Annotated in this window: 22 protein-coding genes; 11 read left to right on the top strand and 11 right to left on the bottom strand. The window is 63.8% G+C overall.

From position 1 onward, the window contains the following. Positions 1 to 193 precede the first annotated feature (193 nt). From B6V74_RS07650 to B6V74_RS07640, 3 genes are all read left to right on the top strand, one after another. Positions 194 to 1,480, top strand: coding sequence for a capsular biosynthesis protein (locus B6V74_RS07650; RefSeq protein ID WP_088719703.1), 1,287 nt, complete (start codon positions 194 to 196; stop codon positions 1,478 to 1,480). Positions 1,481 to 1,679: 199 nt separating this feature from the next. Further along, complete coding sequence (locus tag B6V74_RS07645) at positions 1,680 to 2,690, top strand: polysaccharide biosynthesis/export family protein (RefSeq protein WP_088722432.1); 1,011 nt, start codon at positions 1,680 to 1,682, stop codon at positions 2,688 to 2,690. Further along, positions 2,690 to 4,702, top strand: a complete 2,013-nt coding sequence (locus tag B6V74_RS07640; RefSeq protein ID WP_088722431.1) for a capsular polysaccharide biosynthesis protein — start codon at positions 2,690 to 2,692, stop codon at positions 4,700 to 4,702. The genes B6V74_RS07645 and B6V74_RS07640 overlap by 1 nt, the downstream gene beginning before the upstream one ends. On the opposite strand, the gene ribD is transcribed toward B6V74_RS07640, so the two are convergent. From ribD to dnaG, 7 genes are all read right to left on the bottom strand, one after another. After that, the gene (gene ribD, locus B6V74_RS07635) at positions 4,672 to 5,775 is read right to left on the bottom strand and encodes a bifunctional diaminohydroxyphosphoribosylaminopyrimidine deaminase/5-amino-6-(5-phosphoribosylamino)uracil reductase RibD (protein WP_088722430.1); all 1,104 of its coding nucleotides are present in this window, start codon (positions 5,773 to 5,775) and stop codon (positions 4,672 to 4,674) included. The two genes, B6V74_RS07640 and ribD, sit on opposite strands and share 31 nt — an antisense overlap. Continuing rightward, complete coding sequence (nrdR, locus tag B6V74_RS07630) at positions 5,772 to 6,242, bottom strand: transcriptional regulator NrdR (RefSeq protein ID WP_075774214.1); 471 nt, start codon at positions 6,240 to 6,242, stop codon at positions 5,772 to 5,774. The genes ribD and nrdR overlap by 4 nt, the downstream gene beginning before the upstream one ends. Positions 6,243 to 6,384: 142 nt before the next feature. Beyond that, positions 6,385 to 6,801: a secondary thiamine-phosphate synthase enzyme YjbQ gene (locus B6V74_RS07625; RefSeq protein WP_075774213.1), complete on the bottom strand. Its 417-nt coding sequence runs from the start codon at positions 6,799 to 6,801 to the stop codon at positions 6,385 to 6,387. Further along, positions 6,801 to 7,118, bottom strand: coding sequence for a hypothetical protein (locus tag B6V74_RS07620; protein ID WP_088722429.1), 318 nt, complete (start codon positions 7,116 to 7,118; stop codon positions 6,801 to 6,803). The genes B6V74_RS07625 and B6V74_RS07620 overlap by 1 nt, the downstream gene beginning before the upstream one ends. A 79-nt stretch (positions 7,119 to 7,197) precedes the next feature. Beyond that, positions 7,198 to 7,566, bottom strand: coding sequence for a hypothetical protein (locus B6V74_RS07615; RefSeq protein WP_088722428.1), 369 nt, complete (start codon positions 7,564 to 7,566; stop codon positions 7,198 to 7,200). 64 nt (positions 7,567 to 7,630) lie between these two features. Continuing rightward, positions 7,631 to 9,631, bottom strand: coding sequence for an RNA polymerase sigma factor RpoD (gene rpoD, locus B6V74_RS07610; RefSeq protein WP_088719696.1), 2,001 nt, complete (start codon positions 9,629 to 9,631; stop codon positions 7,631 to 7,633). Positions 9,632 to 9,814: 183 nt separating this feature from the next. Then, positions 9,815 to 11,806 (bottom strand): DNA primase, encoded by a 1,992-nt coding sequence (dnaG, locus tag B6V74_RS07605; RefSeq protein WP_088722427.1) that lies wholly within the window; start codon positions 11,804 to 11,806, stop codon positions 9,815 to 9,817. 375 nt (positions 11,807 to 12,181) lie between these two features. On the opposite strand from dnaG, the gene B6V74_RS07600 reads away from it, so the two are divergent. The 3 genes from B6V74_RS07600 to B6V74_RS07590 all read left to right on the top strand — a co-directional run bounded on the left by B6V74_RS07600 (position 12,182) and on the right by B6V74_RS07590 (position 15,284). Next, positions 12,182 to 14,002, top strand: a complete 1,821-nt coding sequence (locus B6V74_RS07600) for a TadE/TadG family type IV pilus assembly protein (protein ID WP_168184194.1) — start codon at positions 12,182 to 12,184, stop codon at positions 14,000 to 14,002. Positions 14,003 to 14,072: 70 nt separating this feature from the next. Continuing rightward, a complete protein-coding gene (locus B6V74_RS07595; RefSeq protein ID WP_088719693.1) occupies positions 14,073 to 14,609 on the top strand; it encodes a hypothetical protein in 537 nt (178 codons plus the stop codon). Positions 14,610 to 14,612: 3 nt separating this feature from the next. Then, a complete protein-coding gene (locus tag B6V74_RS07590) occupies positions 14,613 to 15,284 on the top strand; it encodes a hypothetical protein (RefSeq protein WP_088722425.1) in 672 nt (223 codons plus the stop codon). Between the two features lie 21 nt (positions 15,285 to 15,305). On the opposite strand, the gene B6V74_RS07585 is transcribed toward B6V74_RS07590, so the two are convergent. Beyond that, positions 15,306 to 16,964, bottom strand: a complete 1,659-nt coding sequence (locus B6V74_RS07585) for an NAD+ synthase (RefSeq protein ID WP_088722424.1) — start codon at positions 16,962 to 16,964, stop codon at positions 15,306 to 15,308. Between the two features lie 225 nt (positions 16,965 to 17,189). On the opposite strand from B6V74_RS07585, the gene B6V74_RS07580 reads away from it, so the two are divergent. Beyond that, on the top strand, positions 17,190 to 18,680 hold the full coding sequence (locus B6V74_RS07580; protein ID WP_088722423.1) for a 2-isopropylmalate synthase: 1,491 nt from the start codon (positions 17,190 to 17,192) through the stop codon (positions 18,678 to 18,680). A gap of 27 nt (positions 18,681 to 18,707) precedes the next feature. Here B6V74_RS07580 and B6V74_RS07575 read toward each other — a convergent pair whose 3' ends face one another. Genes B6V74_RS07575 through B6V74_RS07565 form a run of 3 tightly spaced genes read right to left on the bottom strand, consistent with a single transcriptional unit; the run spans position 18,708 to position 21,569 of the window. Further along, positions 18,708 to 20,234 (bottom strand): cryptochrome/photolyase family protein, encoded by a 1,527-nt coding sequence (locus B6V74_RS07575; RefSeq protein ID WP_088722422.1) that lies wholly within the window; start codon positions 20,232 to 20,234, stop codon positions 18,708 to 18,710. After that, positions 20,227 to 20,925 (bottom strand): SDR family oxidoreductase, encoded by a 699-nt coding sequence (locus B6V74_RS07570; protein ID WP_088722421.1) that lies wholly within the window; start codon positions 20,923 to 20,925, stop codon positions 20,227 to 20,229. The genes B6V74_RS07575 and B6V74_RS07570 overlap by 8 nt, the downstream gene beginning before the upstream one ends. Beyond that, positions 20,919 to 21,569 (bottom strand): SDR family NAD(P)-dependent oxidoreductase, encoded by a 651-nt coding sequence (locus B6V74_RS07565; RefSeq protein ID WP_088722420.1) that lies wholly within the window; start codon positions 21,567 to 21,569, stop codon positions 20,919 to 20,921. Before B6V74_RS07565 ends, B6V74_RS07570 begins: the two co-directional genes overlap by 7 nt. Before the next feature lie 325 nt (positions 21,570 to 21,894). Here B6V74_RS07565 and B6V74_RS07560 point away from each other — a divergent pair, with 325 nt between their 5' ends. From B6V74_RS07560 to B6V74_RS07545, 4 genes are all read left to right on the top strand, one after another. Next, a complete protein-coding gene (locus B6V74_RS07560; RefSeq protein WP_088719774.1) occupies positions 21,895 to 23,454 on the top strand; it encodes a 2-isopropylmalate synthase in 1,560 nt (519 codons plus the stop codon). 325 nt (positions 23,455 to 23,779) lie between these two features. Beyond that, entirely contained in the window at positions 23,780 to 24,811 is a 1,032-nt protein-coding gene (locus B6V74_RS07555; protein ID WP_038064670.1) for a rod shape-determining protein, read from the top strand. Between the two features lie 52 nt (positions 24,812 to 24,863). Then, positions 24,864 to 25,826 carry a rod shape-determining protein MreC gene (gene mreC, locus B6V74_RS07550; protein WP_075774201.1) on the top strand — a complete coding sequence of 321 codons (963 nt, stop codon included), beginning with the start codon at positions 24,864 to 24,866 and terminating at the stop codon, positions 25,824 to 25,826. Next, a complete protein-coding gene (locus tag B6V74_RS07545; RefSeq protein ID WP_075774200.1) occupies positions 25,823 to 26,362 on the top strand; it encodes a hypothetical protein in 540 nt (179 codons plus the stop codon). The genes mreC and B6V74_RS07545 overlap by 4 nt, the downstream gene beginning before the upstream one ends. The last annotated feature ends 8 nt before the right edge of the window (positions 26,363 to 26,370 follow it).

Below are 26,370 nucleotides of genomic sequence, written 5' to 3'. Positions count from 1 at the left end.
ATTTCGGACCTTAGCTAGCCCGCAGGGCGCGCCTTCGCAAGAGATGAGCGCCCCGCCGTCCCGTCACGCTATGCGCAGCCCCGCACAGCGCCTGCCCTAAAATTGTCCAATATTTAAGGGATTACCCCACAAACTCCGTGACTTCGCGCGGATCCTGCGCAATCAGGGAGGCAGGCCAAGGACACATGACTGGATGAACCGCTTCGAAAATCGCCACTTCCTGATGCTGCAAGGGCCCCATGGTCCCTTCTTTCATCAGCTTGGCGCGATGCTGCGGCAGGCGGGGGCGACGGTTTGGCGCGTGGGGTTTAATCGCGGGGACGAAGTTTTCTGGTTCGACAGCGCCTCCTATCTGCGCTTCGACGCCCCGCCGGAGGAGTGGGTCGGTTACCTGCGCGCCCTGATCGCCGAGAAAGGTATCACCGATCTCGTGCTCTATGGCGACACCCGCCCGATCCATGCGCAGGCCGTCGAGGTCGCGAAGGCTATGGGCCTGTGCGTGCATGTCTTCGAAGAGGGCTACGTCCGCCCCTACTGGGTCACTTACGAGCGCGGCGGCTCGAACGGGCATTCCCGGCTGATGGAGATGTCGGTGGCGCAGATGCGCACCGCCCTCGCACAGTCCGAAATCGAGTTTCCCGACGCGCCGCCCCGTTGGGGCGATATGCGCCACCACGTGTTCTACGGCGCGCTCTACCATTTCTTCGTGATGCTGCGCCCCGGCCCCTATCGCCGTTTCCGCCCGCATCGCGACATCACCGTGTTTCAGGAATTCCGGCTCTGGCTGCGCCGCCTGCTGCTGATGCCGCTGCATATGCTGGAGCGCAGACGCGCGACGCGGCGCATCCGGAATGGCGGTTTCCCCTATCATCTCGTACTGCTGCAGCTCGAACACGATTCCAGCTTCCGGATGCATTCGCCCTTCGCGAGCCAGACCGAGTTCATCGATCTGGTGATGGAGAATTTCGCGAAAGGCGCGCCGCCCCATCACCACCTCGTCTTCAAGGCCCATCCGCTCGAAGACGGGCGCGCGCCGATCCGCGACACGATCCGCAAGGCGGCCCGCGCGCATGGGCTGGCGTCGCGCGTGCATTTCGTGCGCGGCGGCAAGCTGGCGGGGCTGCTGGCGCAAGCGCGCTCTGCGGTCACGGTCAATTCCACCGCGGCGCAACAGGCGCTGTGGCGTGGACTGCCGCTGAAATCGCTGGGCCGAGCGATCTTCGACAAGCCGGAATTCACTTCCGCCCAACCGCTCGAAGCCTTCTTCGCAAGCCCGGCCCGCCCCGACAGCCGCGCCTATCGCGACTACCGCCACTACCTGCTGGAAACGAGCCAGGTTCCGGGCGGGTTCTACTCTGCGAAAGGCCGCCGCGCCCTGCTGAGACAGGTGGTCGACATGATGCTGGCGGTCGAAGATCCCTATGATGCGCTGGTCGCGGGCAACGCGGCCCCACGGCAACAGTTGCAGGTGGTGCGATAATTTTTCTCGTTTTTTTCCCGGGGCTTCGGTAGCTTGATCACAAAATGATAAGCAGCATCCCGAACGAGGAGCTCGAGCAGTGACCATTACCCCTTCCCGCAGGGCCGTTTTGACGGGCCTTTCCGCCACTCTTTTGACTGCATCTTGTAGCCTTCCGCGCTCCGGCCCCAACAAGCGCGAACTCTTCGCAGGCTCCGTGATGCGCCAGGGCGATGCGTTCGTCGTCAAGGTGAACGATTTCGTCACCCGCGCAACCGCCGTGCAGCCGGCTCTCGGCTTCACCTCCGATTTCGTCAACGCGGGCCAGATCGGCTCCGACACAATCCGCCCGGGCGACACGCTTTCGCTGTCGATCTGGGAAAACGTCGATGACGGGCTTCTGGCCAGCAAAGGCGCCAACGCGACCCAGCTGCAGCAGGTGCAGGTCGACGGCGCGGGCTTCATCTTCGTGCCCTATGCGGGCCGCATCAAGGCCGCGGGCAACACGCCCGACGGGCTGCGTCGCATCATCACCACCAAGCTTGATGCGCAGACCCCGGACCCGCAGGTTCTGGTGTCCCGCGTGGCGGGTGACGGGGCGACCGTGTCGGTCATGGGCGCAATCAACGGTCAGGGCGTCTACCCGATCGAGCGGCCGACGCGCACGCTCTCGGCGATGATCGCGCGCGCCGGTGGTGTCGGCATCCCCGCCGAAGTCGCACGTGTCACCGTCAAACGGGGCAGCCGCTCGGAATCGGTCTGGCTGAAGGACCTCTACGAGAACCCGAAGATGGATATCGCGCTGCGCAATGGCGACGTGATTCTGGTCGAGAAAGACCAGCGCGCCTTCACCGCGCTCGGCGCGACAGGTACGCAATCGCGCGTCCCCTTCGAGACCCAGACCCTCTCGGCGCTCGAGGCGATCGCGACCGTGGGGGGGCTGCAGTCGAACCTCGCCGATCCGACCGGTGTTTTCGTCCTGCGCAACGAGCCTGCCGAGATCGCGGACAAGGTTCTGGGGCGCTCCGATCTGGTCGGCGATCAGCGCATGATCTACGTGCTCGACCTGACCCAGCCCAACGGCATGTTCATGGCGCGCGATTTCGCGATCCGCGACGGAGACACAGTCTACGTCACCGAGGCGCCCTTCGTGCAGTGGCAGAAGACGCTCTCGTCCCTTACCCAGCCGCTGGGAACGGTGAACACGCTCAACACGCTTGCCGGGAACTGATGCACCGCGACAGCGAACACGAGGCCGCCGGGACGATCCCCCGGCGGCTTTTTTTCTACAATGGCGGCGTGCTGCGACAGCCGCGCCTGCGCCAGATCTTGCGGGCGGCGGGCCACGCCCCGCGCCTTGGCGTCCCCGGCCCCGAAGACGGCGTGATCGTCTGGGGCCGGTCGCCCTATGCGGCGCGCGGCGAGGCGGTGGCCGCAAAACGCGGTGTGCCGCTGATCCGGGTGGAGGATGCGTTCCTGCGCTCGATCCAGCCGGGCCGGACCGGCGCGCCGCCTTTGGGCCTGATCCTCGATCCGATGGGCGTGCATTTCGACAGCGCCCAGCCCTCGCGGCTCGAATATCTCCTTGCGACCGAGCCGCTCGACGATAGTGCCATCTTGCAGCGGGCCCGCGACGGGATCGCCCGGCTGAAGGCCTCAGACCTGTCGAAATACAACAATTTCGACCCGGACCTTCCCGTCCCCGATCCGGGCTACGTTCTGGTTATCGACCAGACGCGGAACGATGCTTCGATCGCCCATGGCAGGGCGACAGCGGCGACATTTCGGGAGATGCTGGCCTATGCTCGGATCGAAAACCCCGGCGCGCGCATCTTGATCAAGACCCACCCCGAAACCCGCGCCGGCCTTCGCCCGGGCCACTACAGCCCGGAGGATTGCGACGCGAATTCCGAGATTTACGACGCGCCCGTATCCCCTTGGCAGCTACTCGAGGGCGCCATCGCGGTCTATACCGTCTCGTCGCTGATGGGCTACGAGGCGATCCTCGCAGGCCACAAGCCCCGCGTCTTCGGGCAACCATTCTACGCAAGCTGGGGCCTCACGCAGGACGAAACCCCCGTGCCGCGCCGGTCGCGTAGCCTGACCCGCGCGCAAATCTTCGCAGTGTCGCATATCCTCGCGCCGATCTGGTTCGATCCTTGTCGCAAGCGCCAGTGCAGCTTTGAGGAAGCGGTGGATCAGCTTGAGGCCGAAACCCGGGCCTATCGCGAGGATCGGCGGGGCTATGTCGCGGGCGGCATGTCGATCTGGAAACGTCCGCATCTGCGCAAAATTTTCGGCCGCCACGGACCGCTGCGCTTTAGCGAGACGCCCGACCCTGCGCGTCCCTTCCTGTATTGGGCTTCGCGTGAGGCACCTGCCAACAGCACACCGATCCGTGTTGAAGACGGCTTCCTCCGCTCGCGGGGCCTCGGTGCAGAACTCGTGCCGCCGCTATCGTTGATCGCGGATCGGACCGGCATCTATTACGACCCGACCCGGCCCAGTGATCTGGAAGCGTTGATCGCCCGCCCCCTGCCCCCGGGCGGCGAGGCCCGCGCGCGCAAGCTCATCGACCGGATCACCGCGAACAAGCTGACGAAATACAATCTCGGCGGCGCGCTTCCCAATCTGCCAGAAGGCCACAAAATCTTGGTGCCGGGGCAAGTCGAAGACGACGCCTCGATCCGGCTCGGCGCGGGGGAGACTTGCACAAATGCGATGCTTTTGGAGAGGATCAGGGCCGAAAACCCCGATTCAGTCATCCTTTTCAAACCTCATCCCGATGTCGTCGCTGGCCTCCGCCCCGGCGCGGTACCCGACGATGTCGCCAAGACCTGCGCCGACCTGATCCTGCCCGACGCCGACACCGCCGCGCTGATCGAAGCGGTGGACGAGGTCTGGACCATGACCTCCGGTCTCGGCTTCGAGGCGTTGCTGCGCGGCAAAGCCGTCACGACGCTCGGTGCGCCCTTCTATGCCGGGTGGGGGCTGACGCGCGATCTCGGGCCAGTGCCCGCGCGCAGAACGGTGCGCCCCGATCTGCTGCACCTCGCCCATGCCGCGCTGATCGCCTATCCGCGCTACCTCGACCCGGTCAGCGGCCTTCCCTGCCCCGTCGAGGTCGCTCTGGATCGCCTGAGCGAGGGCCGCGCCCTGCCCCGTGGACCGCTCAACCGGATCGGCGCGAAGCTGCAGGGGGTGTTCGCGTCCTACGCGTGGGTCTGGCGCCGCCAGCGGTGAAGCAGGTCGTCGCCAATCGGGCGGCTCTCGACCAGCCGGTAGCGCGGTGCACAAGCCAACTCACTCACCCCCATATCGCCAACCCCGGCGCGACCATCCGCGCCCAGCACCATGCCCGCCGTGAAGCCGACCAACTCGTCCACCAGCTCCGCATTGATCAAAGAGGCCGCGAACTTCCCGCCGCCTTCGCAGAACACGCGGGTCAGGCCGAACCCGGCCAGAGCCTCCATTAGCGCCAGCGGATCGAGACCGCCGCCAACTGTCTCGGCCACTTCGATCAATTCCGCCCCCGCATCGCGCCAGAAGGCTTTCCCCTCCTTGGGCGCCGCCCCTCCGTGGATCAGCCAGAGCGGCGCGGCGTCCAGTGACCCAGCAAGCCGATTGCGCGGGAGATTGAGCCTTGCAGACGCCACGATCCGCAGCGGCTGGCGCAAGGGCGTGAAGCTGCGCACGGTCAGCAGCGGATCATCGGCCCGCGCGGTGCCGCCGCCCACCATGACCGCATCGAATTCTGCGCGCATGGCATGGACGAGCGCACGCGATTCTGGCCCGGTGATCCACTGGCTCTCACCTGTGGAGGTGGCGATACGTCCGTCGAAACTGCTGGCGAGCTTGAGCGCGAGCCACGGCCGGGCGCGCGTGACGCGTGACAGGAAGCCGGCCTGAAGCTCACGCGCCTCCGCCTCCATGAGCCCGGTCTCCACTGCGACTCCGGCGTCGCGCAGCATCGTATGGCCGCCGCCCGAGACCCGCGGATCGGGGTCTTCCATCGCCGAGACGACCCGCGCCACGCCGGCCTCTGACAGAGCCAGCGCGCAGGGCGGCGTCTTTCCGTAATGGGCGCAAGGTTCCAGCGTGACATAGGCAGTCGCGCCGCGCGCCGCCTCCCCCGCTTGCGCGAGCGCACGCACCTCCGCATGGGGCCGCCCGCCCGGTTGGGTCCAGCCGCGCCCTATGACGCGGCCATCCTTCACGATCACGCAGCCTACGGCCGGGTTCGGCCAGACATTGCCAAGGCCCCGGCGCGCGAGCGTCAGGGCCATGGACATGAACCGCCGGTCGTTCTGGGTCACTCCGGGTCGCCCGCCCCCGGCGGACGCAATTCGGAGACGAACTTGTCGAAGTCGTCCGCTTCCTGGAAGTTCTTGTAAACGCTGGCAAACCGAACGTAGCCGACCGTGTCGATCCGCGCGAGCGTCTCCATCACGATCTCGCCGATCACCTTCGAGGAGATGTCGGTCTCGCCCATGCTTTCCAGACGCCGCACAATCCCGGAGATCATCTGGTCGATCCGCTCGGGTTCGACGGGGCGCTTCTGCATCGCGATCCGGATCGAGCGTTCGAGCTTGTCGCGGTCAAAATCCTCACGCTTGCCAGAGGTCTTGATCACCACGAGATCGCGCAGCTGAACGCGTTCGTAGGTGGTAAACCGACCGCCGCAGGCCGGGCAGAACCGACGTCGCCGGATCGCGACGTGATCTTCCGCCGGGCGGCTATCCTTCACCTGAGTATCGACATTTCCGCAAAATGGGCAGCGCATTCGCTTTCCCCCGTTCGTTGTCCCGCCTCACGATAGGGTCTGCATGCCCCCCTTATCCACAAGAACTTAGCCTAGCGTCGATCGTTTGGGTAGGAAAAATCTGTCACCCCCAGATGTGGCGGCAGGCTGTGGCGAATGAGACTCAGCGCAGGAGCGCCATGACCTCGCGACGGTGCGCACGGCTTCGATGTTCGAAAAGGTAAATTCCCTGCCACGTTCCGAGCGTCATACGCCCGGAAATGACGGGAATCTGCAAGCTTACGGGTAGAAGCGCCGACTTGATATGCGCCGGCATATCGTCCGGGCCCTCATAGGTATGGGTGAGGTAGGACATGCTTGGGTCGGTCGAGGGCGGCACCAGCCGATGAAAGAATTCGGTCAGATCGGTGCGGACCTCCGGATCGGCATTCTCCTGGATCGCGAGGCTCGCCGAGGTGTGGCGGATGAACAGCGTGAGCAACGCCTCCTCCGCATCGGCCCGCGCGACCCAAGCCGCGACGTCGCGCGTGAACTCATAAAGACCCGGGCCCGTCGTCGCGATCTCGAACCGATGATGCATCAGCTTTTCGGCGCCGGACGCGCCTCGGACCGATCGGTCGCGACGATCGCGAGGCATTCGGGATTGATGTTCATGATCTTGCGCTCCTTTGCCCAGACGGCGTCTGCCTCGGTTGCACTGAGGCCGCGCTTGACCATGGCCTTGGGCTGCGGCGTTCCATCCCCCACCCCGGACACCACCGAATAGGTGCCGCCACCCTCTTCCTGCACGTAGAGGAAACAGGTGCCCGCTTGATCCATGCGCGGCGCGCCCGGTTGCATCGTGCCGACCTGACAGGCGGCGAGAACGAGAGGGGTAAGCAGAAGAAGGCGGCTCATGGGTGGCTCCGTCGAAGTTTCATCAAGCCTAGCAACTGCTTGCGTGACGCGAAAGTGGCGATCACCCGACCCTGTCAGCTCAAGGCATGTGCATCAAACCGTTCATGGTGCACCCCAGCGGCGCGAGGTCGGCTTCGACTGCCGCCTTGTGCGTGTTGTATTCGACGTTATGAGCGTCGATCGCCGCTTGGCTCGGGGCGTGACCGGACTCGCGCTGCGCCTTGGTCTCGGTCTCGAGGCGCGCGGCCTCGGCCTGATGATCGCTGGCGAAAATCGCCTTGGCCTTTTCCCAATTCGCGTCGATTTCGTCTCGGTTATCCGCCTCGCAGGTAAAGAGATAGACCAGCTTCGCGGGCTTGTCCGGAATGTAGAATTGCGCGCGCTCGGCCGCATGAGCGGAACCGGCAGCCAGCAGCGCGGTCACGATAAACGTCATGAAGGTTTTCATACGCCCCTCCCCCGGATGACATGAAAACGCCCCCGAAATCGGGGGCGCTTCAAATTGGTTAGGCTCACTGGTCGAGGAACGAGCGCAGCTTGCGCGAGCGGCTCGGATGCTTGAGCTTGCGCAGTGCCTTTGCCTCGATCTGACGGATACGTTCGCGAGTGACCGAGAACTGCTGGCCCACCTCTTCGAGCGTGTGGTCGGTGTTCATGCCGATGCCGAAGCGCATCCGCAGAACCCGCTCCTCGCGCGGGGTGAGCGAGGCCAGAACCCGCGTCGTCGTTTCCTTCAGGTTCTCCTGAATGGCACTGTCGAGCGGCAGAACGGCGTTCTTGTCCTCGATGAAATCGCCAAGCTGGCTGTCTTCCTCGTCGCCGATCGGCGTCTCGAGTGAGATCGGCTCCTTGGCGATCTTCATCACCTTGCGGACCTTCTCGAGCGGCATCTGCAGCTTGTCGGCCAGTTCCTCCGGCGTCGGCTCGCGGCCGATCTCATGGAGCATCTGGCGACCGGTGCGGACCAGTTTGTTGATCGTCTCGATCATGTGGACCGGGATACGGATGGTGCGCGCCTGATCCGCGATCGAGCGGGTGATCGCCTGACGGATCCACCACGTCGCATAGGTCGAGAACTTGTAGCCGCGGCGGTATTCGAACTTGTCCACCGCCTTCATCAGGCCGATGTTACCTTCCTGGATCAGGTCGAGGAATTGCAGGCCGCGGTTGGTGTATTTCTTCGCGATCGAGATCACGAGACGAAGGTTCGCCTCGACCATCTCTTTCTTGGCCTGACGGGCTTCTTTCTCGCCCTTCTGGACCTGCTGCACGATACGGCGGAATTCGGAGATATCGACGCCGACATACTGACCGACCTGAGCCATCTCGGCGCGCAGCTCTTCGACCTTGTCGGCGGAGCGCTCGAACAGGGCCTGCCATGCGCGGCCCGACTTTGCCTGCATCCGCTCGGACCAGCTCGGGTCGAGCTCGTAGCCGCGATACTCTTCGATGAATTCGCGACGGTTGATGCGAGCCTGATCGGCGAGCTTCACCATTCCGCTGTCGATCGACATGATCTTGCGGTTGATACCGTAGAGCTGGTCGATCAGCGCTTCGATCCGGTTGTTGTGCAGGTGAAGCGAGTTCACCAGTTCGACGATCTCGGAGCGCAGTTTCTGATATGCGGCTTCCTCGGTGACCGAGAAGGAGCCATCCTCGTTCAGCGTCGCCGACATCCGCAGGTCCTGCATCTCGGCAAGCAGCGCGTAATCACCAGCGATCAGTTCGAGCGTCTCGAGAACGCGCGGCTTCAGCGCGGCTTCCATCGCGGCGAGCGACAGGTTCGCGCCTTCATCCTCGTCGTCATCGTCGGACTGGATCGGGTTGCCGTCGGCGTCGAGCTCGGGCTCCGACTTGCCGCTGTCGTCGTCCGATTTCGGCTCGCCCTCGACGGCGGGCCCTTCGATCTCTTCCTCTTCGCCTTCGACTCCTTCGAGCGAATTGCCGAAAGTGGTCTCGAGGTCGATCACGTCGCGCAGGAGAATTTCTTCGTTGAGAAGTTCATCGCGCCAGATCGTGATTGCCTGGAAGGTCAGCGGGCTTTCGCAAAGCCCCGCAATCATCGTGTTGCGGCCAGCCTCGATGCGCTTGGCGATGGCGATTTCGCCCTCGCGGGAGAGCAGCTCGACCGAGCCCATCTCGCGCAGGTACATCCGTACCGGGTCATCGGTGCGATCGAGCGTTTCCGAGGTGGTGGTCGACACCGCGACTTCGCGCGAACCGGACCCGGTCGTCGCGACCTGGCCGCCCTGGCTGCTGCCCTCTTCCTCGTCGGCTTCTTCCGCCTCGATGACGTTGATGCCCATCTCCGAGAGCATCGACATCACATCCTCGATCTGGTCACCGGAGACCTGATCTTGCGGCATCACCTTGTTGAGTTGGTCATAGGTGATGAACCCACGTTCCTTCGCCTCGGCGATCATCCGCTTCACGGCGGCCTGACTCATGTCGAAGGACGTCGCGTCGTCGCTCGGGGTGTCGGATTTATTGTCGTCGATGTCTTTGGCGGCCATGTGGGCTCCTCGGTCAGGGCTTGGTTGTGCTCAAGCTATGACGAAAGCGAATCATATCTCGTCTGTGTATCGAATCGCAGCGGCGAATCACAGGGGCGCGAGGGGCTGTGGACATAAAGTTGATACTGAATGTGTCCGCAACAATTCGCTTTCCCATAATCCGAAGGCCCGCTGCCATCCGGCTCATTGTTTCTTACGCCAGATTTCCCCGTCGATCATGGCCTGAAGCGTCGCGGACAGCGCCGCCTGATCTTCGCCCATATCGGAGGAGTCCTCCAGTTTCGATCTCTCGGCGCGATGGCGCAGCGATGCTGCTTGCGCCAGACGCCATGTCACGCCTTCGTCGGCAAGCCCCGCCAGATCCTCCATAGCGTCGGCGACTTCTTCGCGCACGGCGCGAGCGGCGTCCAGCTTGGCCAATTCCTCGGTCAGGCACATGCGTGCCAGATCGAGGTTCTCGGCGTTGCGAACCGGGGGGGCAGAGCGCAAATGGGGCAGGTTCAACAGCTTTTCAAGGTCAGCCGCCATTTCCGCGTACAGGTTTTTCGCGATTTCCGGGGCGGGTGCGGCCACATGCATAAGCATCCGGTGTCGTAGCCGGTCATGTGTCTCATCGCGCAGTGGAACGGCTTCGAGTTCCGCTTCGAATTCCGCGATCAGGGCCGGATGCGTGACGCAGATGCCGAGGATCATCGCTTCGCGCAGATGCTCTGCCACGTCGTTCGGCGCGGTCGCGAGCAATGAGGAGCGCGTCTCGGGCAAGGCAGGCGGCGGCGCACCGAAACGGCCTTTGCCGCGCTTGCCGCCAGAGCCGAAACCGCCTGGAATAAAACCGCCACGCGAAGGCTGCGCCCCGCCCGGAGAATGCCCCTGTGGACCGCCTTGGGGACCGGTGCCAAACAGCTCCCAACGCAGGCGCTTTATTTCGTCGCCGTAATGGCCCCGGATCGAGGGATCCTGAATGCGCGAAATCGCGGCGCGCAGGCTCTTGTCCAAGGCAGCGCGGCGTTCGGGACTGTCGAAGACCTTGCCCTCGGTCTCGCGCTGCCACAGCAGCGAGACCATCGGCTTTGCCTCGGACAGGATCGTCTCCATCGCCTCGCGCCCCTGCTTGCGGATCACGTCATCCGGGTCGAGCCCCGGCGGCATGATCGCGAAACGCACGCCCTTCCCGGCCTCCAGCAACGGCAGGGCGAGATCGATCACCCGCAGCGCCGCGCGCAGACCGGCCGTATCGCCGTCGAGCGCGATGATCGGCTCGTCATGGATGCGCCACATCAGGCGCAACTGATCTTCGGTGATCGCGGTGCCCAGCGGTGCGACCGCCCCGCCGAAGCCGCCCTCGACCATGGCGATCACATCCATGTAGCCTTCGCAGACAACAAGCGGCGCGCCCTTGCCGCAGGCTTCACGCGCAGGGCCGTGGTTATAGAGCGAGCGCCCCTTGTCGAAGAGCGCGGTCTCGGGCGAATTGAGATATTTCGCCGGATCGTTCGGATCCATCGCGCGCCCGCCGAAGGCGATGCAGCGACCGCGCGGATCGCGGATCGGAAAGATGATACGGTTGCGGAAGACGTCGAAGGGCTCGCGCCCCTTCTGGCTCTCCTTCGCGAGGCCGGCGCCCTTGATCAGGTCGTCGGAAATTCCCTTCGCCTTGAGCGCATCGCGCAGCCCCTGCCAACCGGGCGGGGCGAAGCCGATCTCGAAACGGTCGATGGCGGGTTTGTTCAGGCTGCGACCGGCCAGATAGTCGCGCGCGGCTTTTCCGGCCTGCGTGTTCAGGTGAAGGCGGAAATACTTCACCGCCTCTTCCATCACGTTGGCCAGCTCAGTACGCAGATCGGCCTTCTCCTGCGCCATCGGATCGCGGGCGGGCATCTGCATCCCGGCCTCACGGGCGAGAATTTCCACCGCCTCCATGAAGCTGACATTCTCGGTCTCGCGCACGAAGCTCAGAGCGTCGCCCTTCGCGTGGCAGCCGAAGCAGTAGTAATAGCCCTTGCGATCATCGACATGGAACGAGGCCGATTTTTCCTGGTGGAACGGGCATGGCGCCCACATGTCGCCCTTCGCCTGGTTCGACTTGCGCATATCCCAAATGACCTTGCGCCCCACGACCTGAGCGATCGAGGAACGGCTGCGCAATTCGTCGAGAAATCCGGGCGGCAAACTCATGGCCTCTATATTGGCCCCAAGCCCGGCAGAGTCGAGAGGAGGCGCAGAGCTACCCACAGCTTTCGCGCCACTCGCGGCCATGAACTTTGCGTCAGCGAAAGGCGCGGACCGCATAATTTCAGACAAGTTAACCTAGTTTAAACGACTCGGTTCCAAAGACAGGGTTTGCCCTCTCAGGGCCGCGCGATTGGCCCACTTTTGGGAAACGGTGGCGCCCGGGAAGTCGCATTTCACAGTTAAAGCGCAACAATTCCATGAAGTTAGACAAGGTTTTGCCTTAATTTCGCCGTAGGAATTACGGAGCTTAGTTCGGTGTTTTTTTGCGAGTTTTCTCCGCTGGCGGCGAGGCCAACTGACATGGAGAAGGAGGTCTGGATGAGGGACAAATACGGACAGAACGGCTTGGCACGCCGTATCGAGAACACGCGCGCCCGAATGGGGCGGTTCGCGAAGGATGAAGATGGAGCGGTCTTCATCTTCAGTCTGCAGGTCCTGATCGTGCTGATGGTCATTGGCGGCATCGCGATCGACTTCGTGCGCCAGGACGAACGCCGTACACTCATCCAAAGTTCGCTCGACCGGGCCGCTCTCGCGGCAGCCAATCTGGATCAGACGCTCGACCCTGCGCTCGTGGCAAAGGATTACCTTTCCACGAGCGGCCTCGACTATCTCAACATCCAACCCGAAGTCGAAGAGGGCGCGCAGAAGGAATATCGCCGCGTGTCGATGACTGCGCAGGATGACATGCCGACGATCTTCGGCGACCTGATCGGCTTCGGCGTCAAATCCTTCCGCTCGAACACCCACGCGCAAGCCGAGGAATCGATCGGCAATGTCGAGATTTCGATGGTGCTCGACGTGTCCGGTTCGATGGGCCAGACCGATTCCGGCTCCTATTACGGCGTGACGAAAATCGCATCGCTGCGCGATGCCGCGACGAATTTCACGAAGAAGATGTTTGACAACGTGCAACCGCCCGGGGCGCCTGCCGGACGCCTTTCCATCTCGATCGTGCCCTACAACCAGCAGGTCTCTCTCGGCCCCGATCTGGCCTCGGCCTATAATCTTTCGACCGATCACAGCTACAACACCTGCGCCGACGTGCAACTTCAGGGCTTCAACAGCGTGAGCCTGCCGACCTCCGGGTTGCAGCGCACCATGTATGGCTGGAGCTACGATTTCGTCGGCCAGAACATGTATGTCCAGAAGCGCATCAGCGATTCAGGCGAGAACTGCTACGAGCACAGCTACGGCGACATCATGGCATTCGAGGACAACCAGAGCGATATTCTCAACAAGATCTCTTCGCTGCGCGCAGGCGGCGACACCGCGATCGACATCGGGGCCCGCTGGGGCTTTGCGCTGCTCGACCCGTCGGCGAAACCGGCCGCCACGGCGCTGGTCGAGGCTGGAACGATTTCGTCTGACGTGGCCGACCGCCCCCTGCCCTATCCCGCCACCGGGCTGAGCGTCGACGAACGCTCGATGAAGGTGATGATTCTGATGACCGATGGTCAGAACACGCGCTCCTTCTCGACACGGATGCAGTATCGGACCGGCAATTCCGGCCTTTATTCGACGGTGAGTTCGACGTCGTTCAACGATGACTACACGACCATGTCGAAAATGTACTGGTTCTCTCAGGAACGTCAGGATCTGGGCGAAAAGCCTTATTACTCTTTCGCCGATCGCAACTGGTATGCGCCCGAGGAGATCGGCGATACGACCACGAAGTGGGTCTATGGAAGCTATTGCACCACCGACTACTGGGGGCGCGAATCCTGCTCGTATGGCTGGTACCAGGAAAAACAGTTCGTTCACCGCGACCTGAACGCGATCGACTGGCGTACGATCTGGAGCAAGGGATGGTCGCTCCAATACGTGATTCAGACCTTCCTCCTGCCGCCGCGCCAGCGCCTCGATCCGGAGGAATCCGTGGCGTCGATTTACGATGAGATGGCTATCTCTTCGATGTTCTCGGAGAAGGACAAGAACCTGCACGACGTCTGCAAGGCCGCGAAAGACAAGGAAATCATCGTCTTTACCGTCGCCGTTGATGCCCCCCAGAGCGGCAAGACCGCACTGGCCGACTGCAGCTCCGGCCCGAGCTACCAATACGACGTCGACTCCGCCAATCTCGCGGATGCGTTTTCCTCGATCGCGACGCAGATCTCGACCCTGCGCCTGACCAACTGACCGGAGGGCGCAGAGCATGGCATCGAGGCAGAGACATAAGCGAGCTTTCCTGAGGGCGGAGGACGGGGCGGTGACTATCCCCGCCCTGTTCTGGATCGTGTTCCTGATCTTCTTCATGTTCGCCGGGATCGAGCTGGGCGTGATCTTCATCAAGCAGACCCTGCTGACCCGCGCGACCGAAGCCACGAGCCGCATCGTCCGTATCGGCAACTATTCCAGCATCGACGAAAAGACGCTGCGCCATGAAATCTGCAAACAGGCAGGCTTCTTCGGCAGCACCTGCATGAATCGGGTTTCCGTCGAGATGTTTCAGGTGGACAAGACCGACTGGACGTCCTCCATCGCCAACCATCCGGTGCGCTGCGAGGATTTCTCGGACGTGACCAAGCCGCCACCTGCCGGCACGCTGGAGGCCGCCATTCCCGATCAGCTGATCCTCGTGCGGGTCTGTTTGCGCGAGAAACCGATGATGCTGGAAGACTTCATCGCCCAGGCTTTCCTGAAGGCATCGCCGGTCGGCGCGGATGGCGATTACGCTCTGGTTGCAACGACCGCGATCGTGATCGAACCGGCGGTCGCTTCAACCGCTGGCAGTGGAGGAACCTGAGCGATGCTGATGCCAAAGTTGCGCAATCTGCTCCACCGTTTCCGCAAGGACGAAGCCGGCTCCATCCCGATCGAGGGGCTTCTGGCCTTCATCATGCTGTCGGGCTGGCTGATCCTGTCGATCGAAATCTATGACGTATTCAAGATCCGCGGCGCCGCGACCCGGGCCAATGTGACGGTCTCGGACCTGATCTCGCGCGAGCGCGATCCGATCGGCCCAAAATATGTCGCGGGCATCAAGAAAGTGTTCGACTTCACGACCGGCAATAATGACCCGTCGCGCAGCTGGATTCGCGTGACGTTGGTGAGATGCTGGGACGATCCGCTGGATCTGGGCCACACCTGCAACGATCCTGCCGAAGGCAGCGACGCGAAGAAGGTACAGCTCGAAAATTCCTACGCGACCGGGTTGGCGCAAAGCTACACGCAGGAGGCGCTCGACCTGGAAGCGGATCGCATTCCGATCCTCGCCGCGGGCGATCAGGCGTTGATCGTGGAGACCTCCTACGCCTACGACCTGCCGTTCAAGCTGTCCGAGGCCTACAAGGCCTATCTCGCATCGATCGGCAAAGACCCGAGCAAGCATTTCGTGGGCTTCCACGACGCGATCTCGTTCGACAATTTCATCGTAACCCGGCCGCGCGTCGCCCGCCTGACGTGGCTTGACGATCACTGAGACGCTGCGCGACCGTGGCCCTCAGTGGTGGTCGCGCCAGCGATTGACGATCGGGTAGCGGCGATCCAGCCAGAAGGCCTTGCTCGAGAGACGCGTGCCCGGCGCGGACTGGTGACGCTTCCATTCCGAGATATAGAGCAGATGCTCGACCTTCTTGACGGTGTCGCGATCGTAGCCTTCGGCAACGAGATCGGCGACCGATGCGTCGCCCTCCACCAGTCCTTCGAGAATACCATCCAGTACCGAATAGGGCGGCAGGCTGTCCTCGTCCTTCTGGTCGGGGCGCAGTTCCGCGGAGGGCGGCTTGTCGATGATCGCGCGCGGGATCACCTCGCCCTCGGGGCCCTTCATCCAGTCGCGGTAATTGGCGTTGCGCCAGCGGCAGGTCTCGAAGACGCGGGTCTTGTAGAGATCCTTGATTGGATTGTAGCCGCCCGCCATGTCGCCGTAGATCGTCGCATAGCCCACGGCCATCTCGGACTTGTTGCCGGTGGTCAGAAGCATCTCGCCGAACTTGTTCGACAGTGCCATCAGCATGACCCCGCGCAGGCGTGACTGGATGTTTTCCTCGGTCACGTCGGGCTGAGTGCCCTCCATCAGATGGGCAAGCGCATCCGAGACCGCATCGCGCGCCCCGTCGATCCGCACCGTGTCGAGGCGCATCCCCTGCCGCGTCGCCAGATCGGCCGCGTGATCGAGCGATCCCTGCGAGGTGTATTCCGAGGGCAGCATCACGCAATGCACGGCCTCCGGCCCCAGCGCGTCCGCTGCGATTGTCGCGACCAGCGCGGAGTCGATCCCGCCCGACAGGCCGAGAACGACCTTGGAGAAGCCCGACTTGCGCAGGTAATCACCGAGGCTTTCGACCATGGCGCGGTAGTCCTGCTCCCATTCCGAGGGCTGCGGATCGTCCCGGCCCGCAACGCAAGCCCAGCCCTCACCGTCACGCTCGAAATCGACATGGTCGATGATCTCGTCGAAAGGCGCGAATTGCGCGGCCAATTGCCCGTGACGGTTCAGCACGAAGCTCGCCCCGTCGAAGACCTGATCGTCCTGCCCACCGACCGAGTTGAGATAGGCGAGCGGCAGCCCGGTCTCGACCACGCGCGCGACCATGTGGGTCATCCGTACGTCGAGCTTGTTGCGGTGATAGGGCGAACCGTTCGGCACGATCAGGATCTCGGCCCCGGTCTCGGCCAGCGTCTCGGCCACATCCGGATGCCACGCATCCTCGCAGATCGGCGTCCCGATGCGCACGCCGTTGATCGCGTAGGGCCCGGAGATCTGGCCAGTATCGTAGATGCGATACTCGTCGAAAATCCCGTGATGCGGCAAATCGTGCTTGAGCATCCGCGCGACCAGCGCGCCGTCTTTCCAGACCCAGTAGGCGTTATACTGCCCCTGCTCCGTCCAGTAGGGCCCGCCGATGCCCAGCGCCGGACCGTCGGAAATCCGCGCGCCCAGCGCCTCCATCGCGGCGACCGCGTCGCGCACGAAGGCGGGCTTCGCGATCAGGTCCTGCGTCTGGTAGCCGGTCAGGAACATCTCGGGTAGCACGACCATGTCGGCGCCTGCGCGCTTGCCCTCCTGCCATGCGGCGAAGGCCTTCTCGGCATTGGCCTCCAGCGCGCCCACGGTGGGGTTGAGCTGGGCCATGGTGAGGCGGAAACGATCGGCCATAAGCGTCCTCGGGGCTGTTATCGCCCCTCATTTAGCAGAAAACGATGGGGTGAAAAGGGGATGGCTGCCCTGCATTCGCCGCCCCTTCCCTTACGCGGACCCGACACGACCGCCCTGCCCGCTTGTCAGGCTACCCCCGCGCAATTAACCTTTCCCCAAGCCCGGCAGAGCGCGAATCCACGCGCTCGCGAGACCGGGGCACAGGCAGCACCATCAGGGGGCACCATGGCAGGCGCGCAGCTTTGCATCGCGACATTGGCAGTTCTGATCGGATGCGCCGCGCAGATCGCGCCGGCGCAAGAGGTCATCACCAAGCAATACGACGACGGCGGCCTCTACAAGGGCACCTTCACCGATGGCAAGCAGGACGGCTACGGCAGCTACAAGCTTCCCTCGGGCTACGAATACGAAGGCCAATGGGTGATGGGCGAGATCAAGGGCGAGGGCCGCGCGCGCTTCCCCAACGGCTCGGTCTACGAGGGCCAGTTCGACCACGGCAAACCCAACGGCAAGGGCAAGATCACCTTCGCCGATGGCGGCACCTACGAGGGCGACTGGCTCAACGGTCAGATCACCGGCACCGGCACCGCGCATTACGCCAACGGCTCGGTCTATAAGGGCCAGTTCCGCAACGCGATGCATGACGGCAAGGGCACGCTCGAGAGCGCGAACGGCTATCGCTACGAGGGCGACTGGCTAGGCGGCGTCAAGCAAGGCATGGGCAAGATCACCTATCCCGACGGCTCTACCTACGAGGGCCAGATGGCGCATGGCCAGCGCGACGGCACCGGCACGCTCACAATGGCGGACGGGCTGACCTATGTCGGCGAGTGGAAGGCCGGCCAGATGAACGGCCGCGGCACGCTCACCCAACCCAATGGCGACGTCTATGAAGGCCAGATGGTCAACGGCAAGCGTCACGGCACCGGCAAGGTCACCTATGCCAATGGCGACACTTACGAAGGCGAGTTCCTCCTCGACAAGCGCCACGGCACCGGCACCTTCCACGGCAAGGACGGCTACGTATACACGGGCCAGTGGAAGGAAGGCCGAATCGAAGGTCAGGGCAAGGTGAAATACCCCGACGGCTCGGTCTACGAGGGCAGCTTCAAGAACGACCTGCCCGACGGTCAGGGCAAGATCACCTATCCCGACGGCTCCAGCTACGAGGGCGGCTGGGCGCATGGCGTCATACAGGGCACCGGCACGGCGCGCTACGCGAACGGGCTCGTCTACGAGGGCGAGTTCAAGAACGCGCGCAATGACGGGAAGGGCAAGATGACCTACCCGGACGGCTACAGCTACGAGGGCGATTGGGTGAACGGGCAGCGCGAGGGTCAGGGCGTCGCACGCTATGCCGACGGCACGACCTACGAGGGCGGTTTCAAGAACGGCCAGCGCGACGGAACCGGCAAGCTGACCATGCCCGACGGGTTCACTTACGAGGGCCAGTGGCGCAACGGTGCGATCGACGGGCAAGGCCGCGCAACCTATGCCAATGGCGACACCTACGAGGGCAGCTTCGCGAATGGCAAGCGCGAGGGGCAAGGCACGATGACCTACGCCTCCGGGAACGTCGCGAGCGGCGAGTGGTCGAATGACAAGCTCCAGGATACCAGCGCGCCTGCGACGCAGCCGACGCCCGATGCCAGTGCCGAGACACCACCAGCCCCGGCGAACGAACCGGACGCGCAATCCGCTCCGTCTGCAAACTGATCCGGACGCGAGACCGGGCCGAGCGCCCTACAAGGCCTCGCCCCTGTCGAGCTTCTCCAGCAGCGCCTCCGCCGTCTTCAGTTTGGCCTCACGGGTCTCTGTCTTCTGCTTGTCCCAGTTGCGATAGACCAGCCCCATGCGCGGATTGCCCTCGAACCGGTCGCGATGCCGGTCGAGGAAATGCCAGTAAAGGCTGTTGAACGGGCAAGCTTTTTCCCCGTCCTTCGCCTTCACGTCATAGGCGCAGCCGCCGCAGTAATCGGACATCTTGTCGATATAGGCGCCCGAGGAAATGTAAGGTTTCGAGGCCACCACTCCGCCATCGGCGAACTGGCTCATCCCCGCCGTGTTCGGCGCCTCCACCCATTCATAGGCGTCGATATAGACGGCGAGATACCAGTCCTGCACTTGGCGCGGGTCGATGCCTGCCAGCAGCGCGAAATTGCCCGTGACCATCAGCCGCTGGATATGATGCGCATAAGCCAGATCGCGGGTCTGCCCGATCGCGGCCTTCATGCAGACCATCTCCGTCTCGCCCGACCAGTAGAACCACGGCAGATCGCGCTTGTGGTTGAGCGCGTTACGTGAGGTGTAATCCGGCCCTTCGAGGAAATAAATGCCGCGCATGTATTCCCGCCAACCGAGAATCTGCCGGATGAACCCTTCCACCGAATTGATCGGCGCGTCCCCCGCCTTGTACGCCTCTTCCGCGGCCTTGCAGACCTCCAGCGGCGAAAGCAGCCCGAGATTGATGCTCGACGACAGGATCGAGTGATGCAGCAGCCGGTCCTCGGCCAACATCGCGTCCTGATAGGTCCCGAAATCGTGCAGATTGTGGGCGATGAAATGCTCCAGCGCGCGTTCGGCCTGCGCGCGGCTGACCGGCCAGTTGAATTCGTCGAGCGATCCGAAATTATCGGGAAATTCCGCCTCGACCATCTCGAGCACCTCCTGCACGAGCGCATCCTTGCGGAAGGTCAGCGCGGGCTCGCGGAACAGGTCGGGCTGGGCGGGCTTGCGGTTCTCCTTGTCAAAATTCCATTCGCCGCCCGCCGGGTCGTCACCTTCCATCAAGAGCCCCGTTTCGCGACGCATCTCGCGGTAGAACCACTCCATCCGGAGCTCCTTGCGCCCCTCGGCCCAGTCGGCGAAGCGTTTCTCCGAGCAGATGAAGCGGTCGTCGGGAAGCTGACGGATTTTCAGCGGCGCGCTTTCGAAGGCCTGACGAAGCCGCCATTCGCCGGGGGCGAGCGTCACCACCTCGTCGGCCCCCTCTTCTTCGGCGCGGCGCGCGAATTCGCCAACCAACGAGCCCGCGTTGTCGTCATCGGTCAGCTTGGTGTAGCGGACCTGCCAGCCGTCGCGCTCCAACTCGTCGGCGAAGCGGCGCATCGCGGCGAAGGTCAGCGCCAGCTTCTGCTTGTGATGGCCGGTATAGGTCGCTTCCTCGCGCACCTCGGCCATCACGACCACGTCCGCGCTCTTGTCGCCGCAGCGCAAAGCCGCGCCGTCATGGCTCAGCTGATCGCCCAGCACCGCGATCAGCTTAGTCATAGATCATCTTCCGTGTCATGCCGCCATCGACGACCAGCACCTGCCCCGTCACGAAGCCCGCATCCGCGAGGTAGAGCACGGCCTCGGCAATGTCTCTCGGCTCACCCACACGGCCCACGGGATGCTGCGCGTGATCCGCTTCGCCCAAGGCCTCGCTGCTCGAATTGATCCAGCCGGGCGCGATCGCGTTGAGCCGCACCTCCGGGCCAAGGCTCACCGCCATCGCATGGGTCAGCGACGTGACGCCGCCCTTCGCCGCCGCATAGGCGAAGGTATCGGGCTCGGATTGCAGCGCGCGCGTCGAGGCCATGTTGACCACTGCCCCCCGGCCCTTGCGCAAGGCGGGCAAAGCCTCGCGCGTCATCAGGAACGTCCCGGTCAGATGCGGGTCGATCCACTTGTGCCACGCCTCCAGCGTCAGCTCCTCCAACGGTCCGCATTCGGGATCGGCCGGCCCACCATTGTTCACCAGCAGATCGATCGTCTCGAACCCGGCCTCGGCCACCGCAGACCGAACATCGTCTTCGCTCCCCAGATCGCAACGGATCGCCTGCAGGCCTTCGCGCGCCTCCAGCGGGCCGATATCCAGATCGAGCGCCGCGACCTGCCAGCCGCGATCCAGCAGCGCCTCGGTGATGGCGCGACCGATGCCGCGCGCGGCGCCGGTGACGATGGCGTTTCGGGTTACCATGGAATCTCCTTGCCTGCGTAGTCGTAAAAGCCGCCCGATTGCGCGGGGGTCAGCGCGCCCAACACATCCAGCAACCGGCGCGCGGCGTCTTCGGGGGCGAGCTTGTCGCGCGGGTAATCGGCGGTAAAGGGGGTGTCTACCGTGCCCGGATGCAGCGCCGCGATCACGAGCTGCTTGTGAGAGCGCCCCAGCTCGATCGCCGCGCCATGCAGCAGCTGGTTCAGGGCCGCTTTCGAGGTCCGATAGCTATACCAACCGCCCAAACCGTTATCGCCGATCGAGCCGACCCGCGCCGAAAGCGCCGCGAACCGTGCGGGCTTGTCCCGGGGCAGAAGGCGGGCTGCATGTTTCAAGACCAGCGCCGGACCCATCGCGTTCACGGCGAACTGGCTCTGCAATTCCTCGGGGGTCAGATGCGACAAGGCCTTTTCCGGCGTACCGAGCGCGCCCGAGGCCACGAAGATCAGATCGACCGGCTCGTCGATCCCGCGCAGCCCCGCCTCGACCGCGCGTTCATCCGTGACATCGAACGCGTCGCGCGACCGCGACAGCCCCGTCACCGCGTAGCCGCGCGCCTCCAGCTCCGCCCGGATCGCCGCGCCGATCCCGCCCGTATCTCCGATCACGATTGCCTGACCTGCCACTGTCGCCTCCGTTATATGCGCCCAGAGGCTACGCGGCCCCGCCTCCAGCGGTTCCTTTTTTGCTTTTCATTTATCACTTGGCGCCTATAGTGCCCCTCATGACACGGGTTAAGCATATTCAACTCACCGCAGCCGGGGCGCTCGCCCAAGGCGCGATGCCCCGTGGTCTCCTTCTTCTTAGCAGCCTCTGAGCGTGCCTTCGGGCGCGAACGCTCAGGGGTAGCCAGCGCCCGGACAACTCCCGAAAGCCACCGCGCAATGCTGGCCTTCGGGCCCAAGTAACGCTAAGAGCCAAGACGAAAGAGACTAGCAGATGGCCCAGACCATGATCGACAAAAACCGCGTTCTGATTTTCGACACGACCCTGCGTGACGGCGAGCAATCGCCGGGTGCGACGATGACCCATGACGAGAAGCTCGAGATCGCCGATCTGCTCGACGAAATGGGCGTGGATATCATCGAGGCCGGCTTCCCGATCGCCTCCGAGGGCGATTTCGAAGCCGTCAGCGATATAGCGAAACGCGCCAAGTTCTCGACCATTTGCGGGCTCGCCCGCGCCAAGCTGCCCGATATCGACCGCTGCTGGGAAGCCGTGCAGCACGCGAAATCGCCGCGCATCCACACCTTCATCGGCACCTCGCCGCTGCACCGCGCGATCCCGAACCTGACGATGGACGAGATGGCCGACGTCATCCACGAGACCGTCAGCCACGCGCGCAACCTGTGCGACAACGTGCAGTGGTCGCCGATGGATGCCACCCGGACCGAGCATGACTATCTCTGCCGCGTCGTCGAAATCGCGATCAAGGCGGGCGCCACCACGATCAACATCCCAGACACGGTGGGCTATACCGCGCCGGTCGAATCCGCCGACCTGATCCGGATGCTGCTCGAGCGGGTGCCGGGCGCCGACGAGATCATCTTCGCGACGCACTGCCACAACGATCTGGGCATGGCGACGGCGAACGCGCTGGCCGCGGTCGATGCAGGCGCGCGCCAGATCGAATGCACGATAAACGGTCTGGGTGAGCGCGCGGGCAACACCGCGCTCGAAGAGGTGGTGATGGCGATGAAGGTTCGTCAGGACATCATGCCCTACCAGACCCATATAGACACGACGAAGATCATGAACATCTCGCGCCGCGTGGCGCAGGTGTCGGGCTTCCCGGTGCAGTTCAACAAGGCGATCGTCGGCAAGAACGCCTTCCTGCACGAAAGCGGCATCCACCAGGATGGCGTGCTGAAGAATGTCGAAACCTTCGAGATCATGAAGCCCGCCGATATCGGTCTCAACGAGGCGAATATCGCGATGGGCAAGCATTCGGGCCGTGCCGCGCTGCGCGCCAAGCTCAAGGATCTGGGCTACGAGCTGGGCGACAACCAGCTCAAGGACGTCTTCGTCCGCTTCAAGGCGCTGGCCGACCGCAAGAAGGAAATCTACGACGAGGACCTGATCGCGCTGATGACCGACAGCGCCGCGAACACCGCCGACGACTACCTGCAGGTCAAATGGCTGCGCGTGGTCTGTGGCTCGGACGGTCAGGAAGCCGAGCTGAAGATGCTCGTCGATGGTGAGGAGAAATCCAGCAAGTGCCAGGGCGACGGCCCGGTCGACGCGGTCTTCAACTGCGTCAAGGAAATCTATCCGACGCACGCGAAGCTGAAGCTCTATCAGGTGCACGCGGTCACCGAAGGCACCGACGCGCAGGCGACCGTTTCGGTGCGGCTCGAGGAAGATGGGCGGATCGGCACCGGGGCCGCGTCGGACACCGACACTATCCTCGCGAGCGTGAAGGCCTATGTCGGCGCACTCAACCGCCTGCGCTTCCGCAGCCAGAAAACCGCGCCCGACGCGGACGTGAAAACGGTGAGCTACAAGCTCTGAGCCCACCGCCAGTTGCACAGCTTTCGGGCAGCCCGAGAACGGCTGCCCGTTTTCATGTCGACCCGGCGCGATTTTCCCGTTTTCAGCACGATTTCGTGACGCATCGCATATCTGCAATTTCAAGCGCATTTCCGCGGGGAAATCCGCCCGAAATGTTGAAAAAGGTCAATCGCTTGGCCTTGCCTCAGCGGATAACCGCAAGGGGGCTTCGCCTACGGCGCAAATCCGCTTCCCCGTAAGGGCCGCTTTGACTATACGAGGCGCGGGCCGTGGCTTGGCGCGAGTCGCGGTATTTCTAAGAAATTTGGGATGGGACAGGCGTAATATGGTTGGTGGGATCTTCTCCTCGGACATGGCGATCGACCTCGGGACGGCGAACACGCTGGTCTATGTCAAAGGCAAAGGGATCGTGCTGAACGAGCCCTCGGTGGTCGCCTATCACGTCAAGGACGGCAAGAAGCAGGTGCTGGCGGTCGGTGAAGACGCCAAGCTGATGCTCGGCCGGACCCCCGGCTCTATCGAGGCGATCCGCCCGATGCGCGACGGCGTCATCGCGGATTTCGACAGCGCCGAGGAAATGATCAAGCATTTCATCCGCAAGGTGCACAAGCGCTCGACCTTCTCGAAGCCGAAGATAATCGTCTGCGTTCCGCATGGCGCGACCCCGGTGGAGAAGCGCGCGATCCGTCAGTCGGTTCTCTCGGCAGGTGCGCGCCGCGCCGGCCTGATTGCAGAGCCGATCGCGGCCGCCATCGGTGCGGGCATGCCGATCACCGACCCCACGGGTTCGATGGTGGTCGATATCGGCGGCGGCACGACCGAGGTCGCGGTCCTTTCGCTGGGCGACATCGTCTATGCGCGCTCGGTGCGCGTGGGCGGCGACCGTATGGACGAGGCGATCATCTCCTACCTGCGCCGCAACCAGAACCTTCTTGTGGGCGAATCCACCGCCGAGCGGATCAAGACCACGATCGGTACCGCGCGGATGCCCGATGACGGGCGCGGCATGAGCCTTCACGTGCGCGGCCGCGACTTGTTGAATGGCGTGCCGAAGGAAACCGAGATCACGCAGGCCCAGGTCGCCGAGGCGCTGTCCGAGCCGGTCCAGTCGATTTGCGACGCGGTGATGCAGGCGCTCGAAACCACCCCGCCGGACCTCGCCGCCGACATCGTCGACCGTGGCGTGATGCTGACGGGGGGCGGTGCGCTTCTGGGCGAACTGGATCTGGCGCTGCGCGAGCAGACCGGCCTTTCGATTTCGATCGCCGATCAGTCGCTCAACTGTGTTGCGCTCGGCACCGGCAAGGCGCTTGAATATGAAAAGCAGCTTCGCCACGTCATTGACTACGACAGCTGAGCCGGGCCCGGGATTGCACCACGCCCGGCCAGTGATCTGACCGGAGACGGATTTGGCCAGAAATCGCGACGATCAGGACTATATCGGACCGCTGCGCCGACTGGGCGTTGCGGTTCTTGTCGTCGTGCTACTGGCTCTCTTCCTGGTCTGGCGCATCGACAGCCCGCGGATGGAGCGGTTCCGCTCTGCCCTCGTGGATCGCTTCGTGCCCAGCTTCGATTGGGTGATGGCCCCGGTCACCAAGCTCACCGACATGGTCGAGGGCTTCCAGTCCTATTCCCGCATCTACGAGCAGAACCAGGAGTTGCGCCGCGAGCTGCAACAGATGAAGGCGTGGAAGGAAGCCGCCGTTCAGCTGGAGCAGCAGAACGCCAAGCTGCTTGCCCAGAACAAGGTGCGGCTCGACCCGAAACTCACCTCTGTGTCGGGGCGTGTGCTGGCCGATAGCGGCTCGCCGTTCCGGAAATCGGTGCTGCTGAATGTCGGCAAGCGCGACGGCATTGTTGATGGCTGGGCCACGATGGATGGGCTGGGCCTCGTGGGGCGAATCTCGGGCGTGGGCTCCTCGACCTCGCGGGTGCTGCTGCTGACCGACGCCTCGAGCCGCATCCCGGTCACGATCCCGGCCTCGGGGCAGAACGCGATCCTTGCGGGCGACAACTCCCCCTACCCGTTCGTGGATTTCCTCGAACATCCCGACCGCGTGCGCCCGGGCGACCGCGTGATCTCCTCGGGCGATGGCGGGGTCTTCCCGGCGGGGCTGCTGGTCGGTCAGGTCTTCCAGGGCCGCGACAAGCGGCTGCGCGTGCGCCTCGCCGCCGATTACGAACGGCTCGATTTCCTGCGCGTGTTGCGCTCGCACCCGGCCGAGCGGATCGAGAACGCGGGCGGGCTGATCGCGCCCGACCCGAAAGTCATCGAACAGGAAGCGGCCGAGAAGGCGCGCGCCGAGGCCGCCGCGGGCGCACTCGAACCCGATGGTGGGTCGGAGGGCGGAAACGGGGGCAGCCAATGATCGACCCCATCACCCGCCGCCGCGTCAGCTACCGCACGCTTTTCGTCGTGATCGGCCTCGTACTGATCTTCGTGCGCCTGATGCCGGTCGACCATTCGCCGGGCGGCCTGCCGGGCCCCGACCTGACCTTGGCGCTGACGCTGGCCTGGGTGCTGCGGCGTCCCGAATACGCCCCGGCCCTGCTGATCGTTCTGGTTTTTCTGCTTGAAGACATCATGTTCTGGCGGCCCATCGGACTTTGGACGCTGATCGTCCTCGGCGCGACCGAATTCCTGCGCCGCCGCGAACAAAGCCTGCGCGATCTGCCCTTCGCGCTGGAATGGGCGTTGGTCGCGGGCGTGCTGCTCGCTATGGTGTCGGTGAAGCGCATCGTCCTGCTTGTCACGATGGTCGATCAGCCAAGCCTCGGGCTGGAGCTGTTCCAGATGCTGGTGACGCTGGCCGCCTATCCGGTGGTTGTGCTGGTGTCGCGCGTGGCCTTCGGCCTGCGCCGCGCGGCGCCGGGCGAGGTCGACGCCTACGGACATCGAATGTGAGGGGGCCC

The sequence above is a fragment of the Thioclava sp. F42-5 genome, assembly GCF_002213195.1.
Lineage (GTDB): Bacteria > Pseudomonadota > Alphaproteobacteria > Rhodobacterales > Rhodobacteraceae > Thioclava > Thioclava nitratireducens.
Note: the sequence above shows the minus strand (reverse complement) of the source record. Positions and strands in the feature narration are given on the sequence as shown.

What these genes read in the sequence shown, in the direction of transcription:
- B6V74_RS07650 (WP_088719703.1), top strand. Translation starts at nt 194, where the DNA reads ATGAACCGCTTCGAAAATCGCCACTTCCTGATGCTGCAAGGGCCCCAT.
- B6V74_RS07645 (WP_088722432.1), top strand. Translation starts at nt 1,680, where the DNA reads ATGCGCCAGGGCGATGCGTTCGTCGTCAAGGTGAACGATTTCGTCACC.
- B6V74_RS07640 (WP_088722431.1), top strand. Translation starts at nt 2,690, where the DNA reads ATGCACCGCGACAGCGAACACGAGGCCGCCGGGACGATCCCCCGGCGG.
- nrdR (WP_075774214.1), bottom strand. Translation starts at nt 6,242, where the DNA reads ATGCGCTGCCCATTTTGCGGAAATGTCGATACTCAGGTGAAGGATAGC.
- B6V74_RS07625 (WP_075774213.1), bottom strand. Translation starts at nt 6,801, where the DNA reads ATGCATCATCGGTTCGAGATCGCGACGACGGGCCCGGGTCTTTATGAG.
- B6V74_RS07620 (WP_088722429.1), bottom strand. Translation starts at nt 7,118, where the DNA reads ATGAGCCGCCTTCTTCTGCTTACCCCTCTCGTTCTCGCCGCCTGTCAG.
- B6V74_RS07615 (WP_088722428.1), bottom strand. Translation starts at nt 7,566, where the DNA reads ATGAAAACCTTCATGACGTTTATCGTGACCGCGCTGCTGGCTGCCGGT.
- rpoD (WP_088719696.1), bottom strand. Translation starts at nt 9,631, where the DNA reads ATGGCCGCCAAAGACATCGACGACAATAAATCCGACACCCCGAGCGAC.
- dnaG (WP_088722427.1), bottom strand. Translation starts at nt 11,806, where the DNA reads ATGAGTTTGCCGCCCGGATTTCTCGACGAATTGCGCAGCCGTTCCTCG.
- B6V74_RS07600 (WP_168184194.1), top strand. Translation starts at nt 12,182, where the DNA reads ATGAGGGACAAATACGGACAGAACGGCTTGGCACGCCGTATCGAGAAC.
- B6V74_RS07590 (WP_088722425.1), top strand. Translation starts at nt 14,613, where the DNA reads ATGCTGATGCCAAAGTTGCGCAATCTGCTCCACCGTTTCCGCAAGGAC.
- B6V74_RS07585 (WP_088722424.1), bottom strand. Translation starts at nt 16,964, where the DNA reads ATGGCCGATCGTTTCCGCCTCACCATGGCCCAGCTCAACCCCACCGTG.
- B6V74_RS07580 (WP_088722423.1), top strand. Translation starts at nt 17,190, where the DNA reads ATGGCAGGCGCGCAGCTTTGCATCGCGACATTGGCAGTTCTGATCGGA.
- B6V74_RS07575 (WP_088722422.1), bottom strand. Translation starts at nt 20,234, where the DNA reads ATGACTAAGCTGATCGCGGTGCTGGGCGATCAGCTGAGCCATGACGGC.
- B6V74_RS07570 (WP_088722421.1), bottom strand. Translation starts at nt 20,925, where the DNA reads ATGGTAACCCGAAACGCCATCGTCACCGGCGCCGCGCGCGGCATCGGT.
- B6V74_RS07560 (WP_088719774.1), top strand. Translation starts at nt 21,895, where the DNA reads ATGATCGACAAAAACCGCGTTCTGATTTTCGACACGACCCTGCGTGAC.
- B6V74_RS07555 (WP_038064670.1), top strand. Translation starts at nt 23,780, where the DNA reads ATGGTTGGTGGGATCTTCTCCTCGGACATGGCGATCGACCTCGGGACG.
- B6V74_RS07545 (WP_075774200.1), top strand. Translation starts at nt 25,823, where the DNA reads ATGATCGACCCCATCACCCGCCGCCGCGTCAGCTACCGCACGCTTTTC.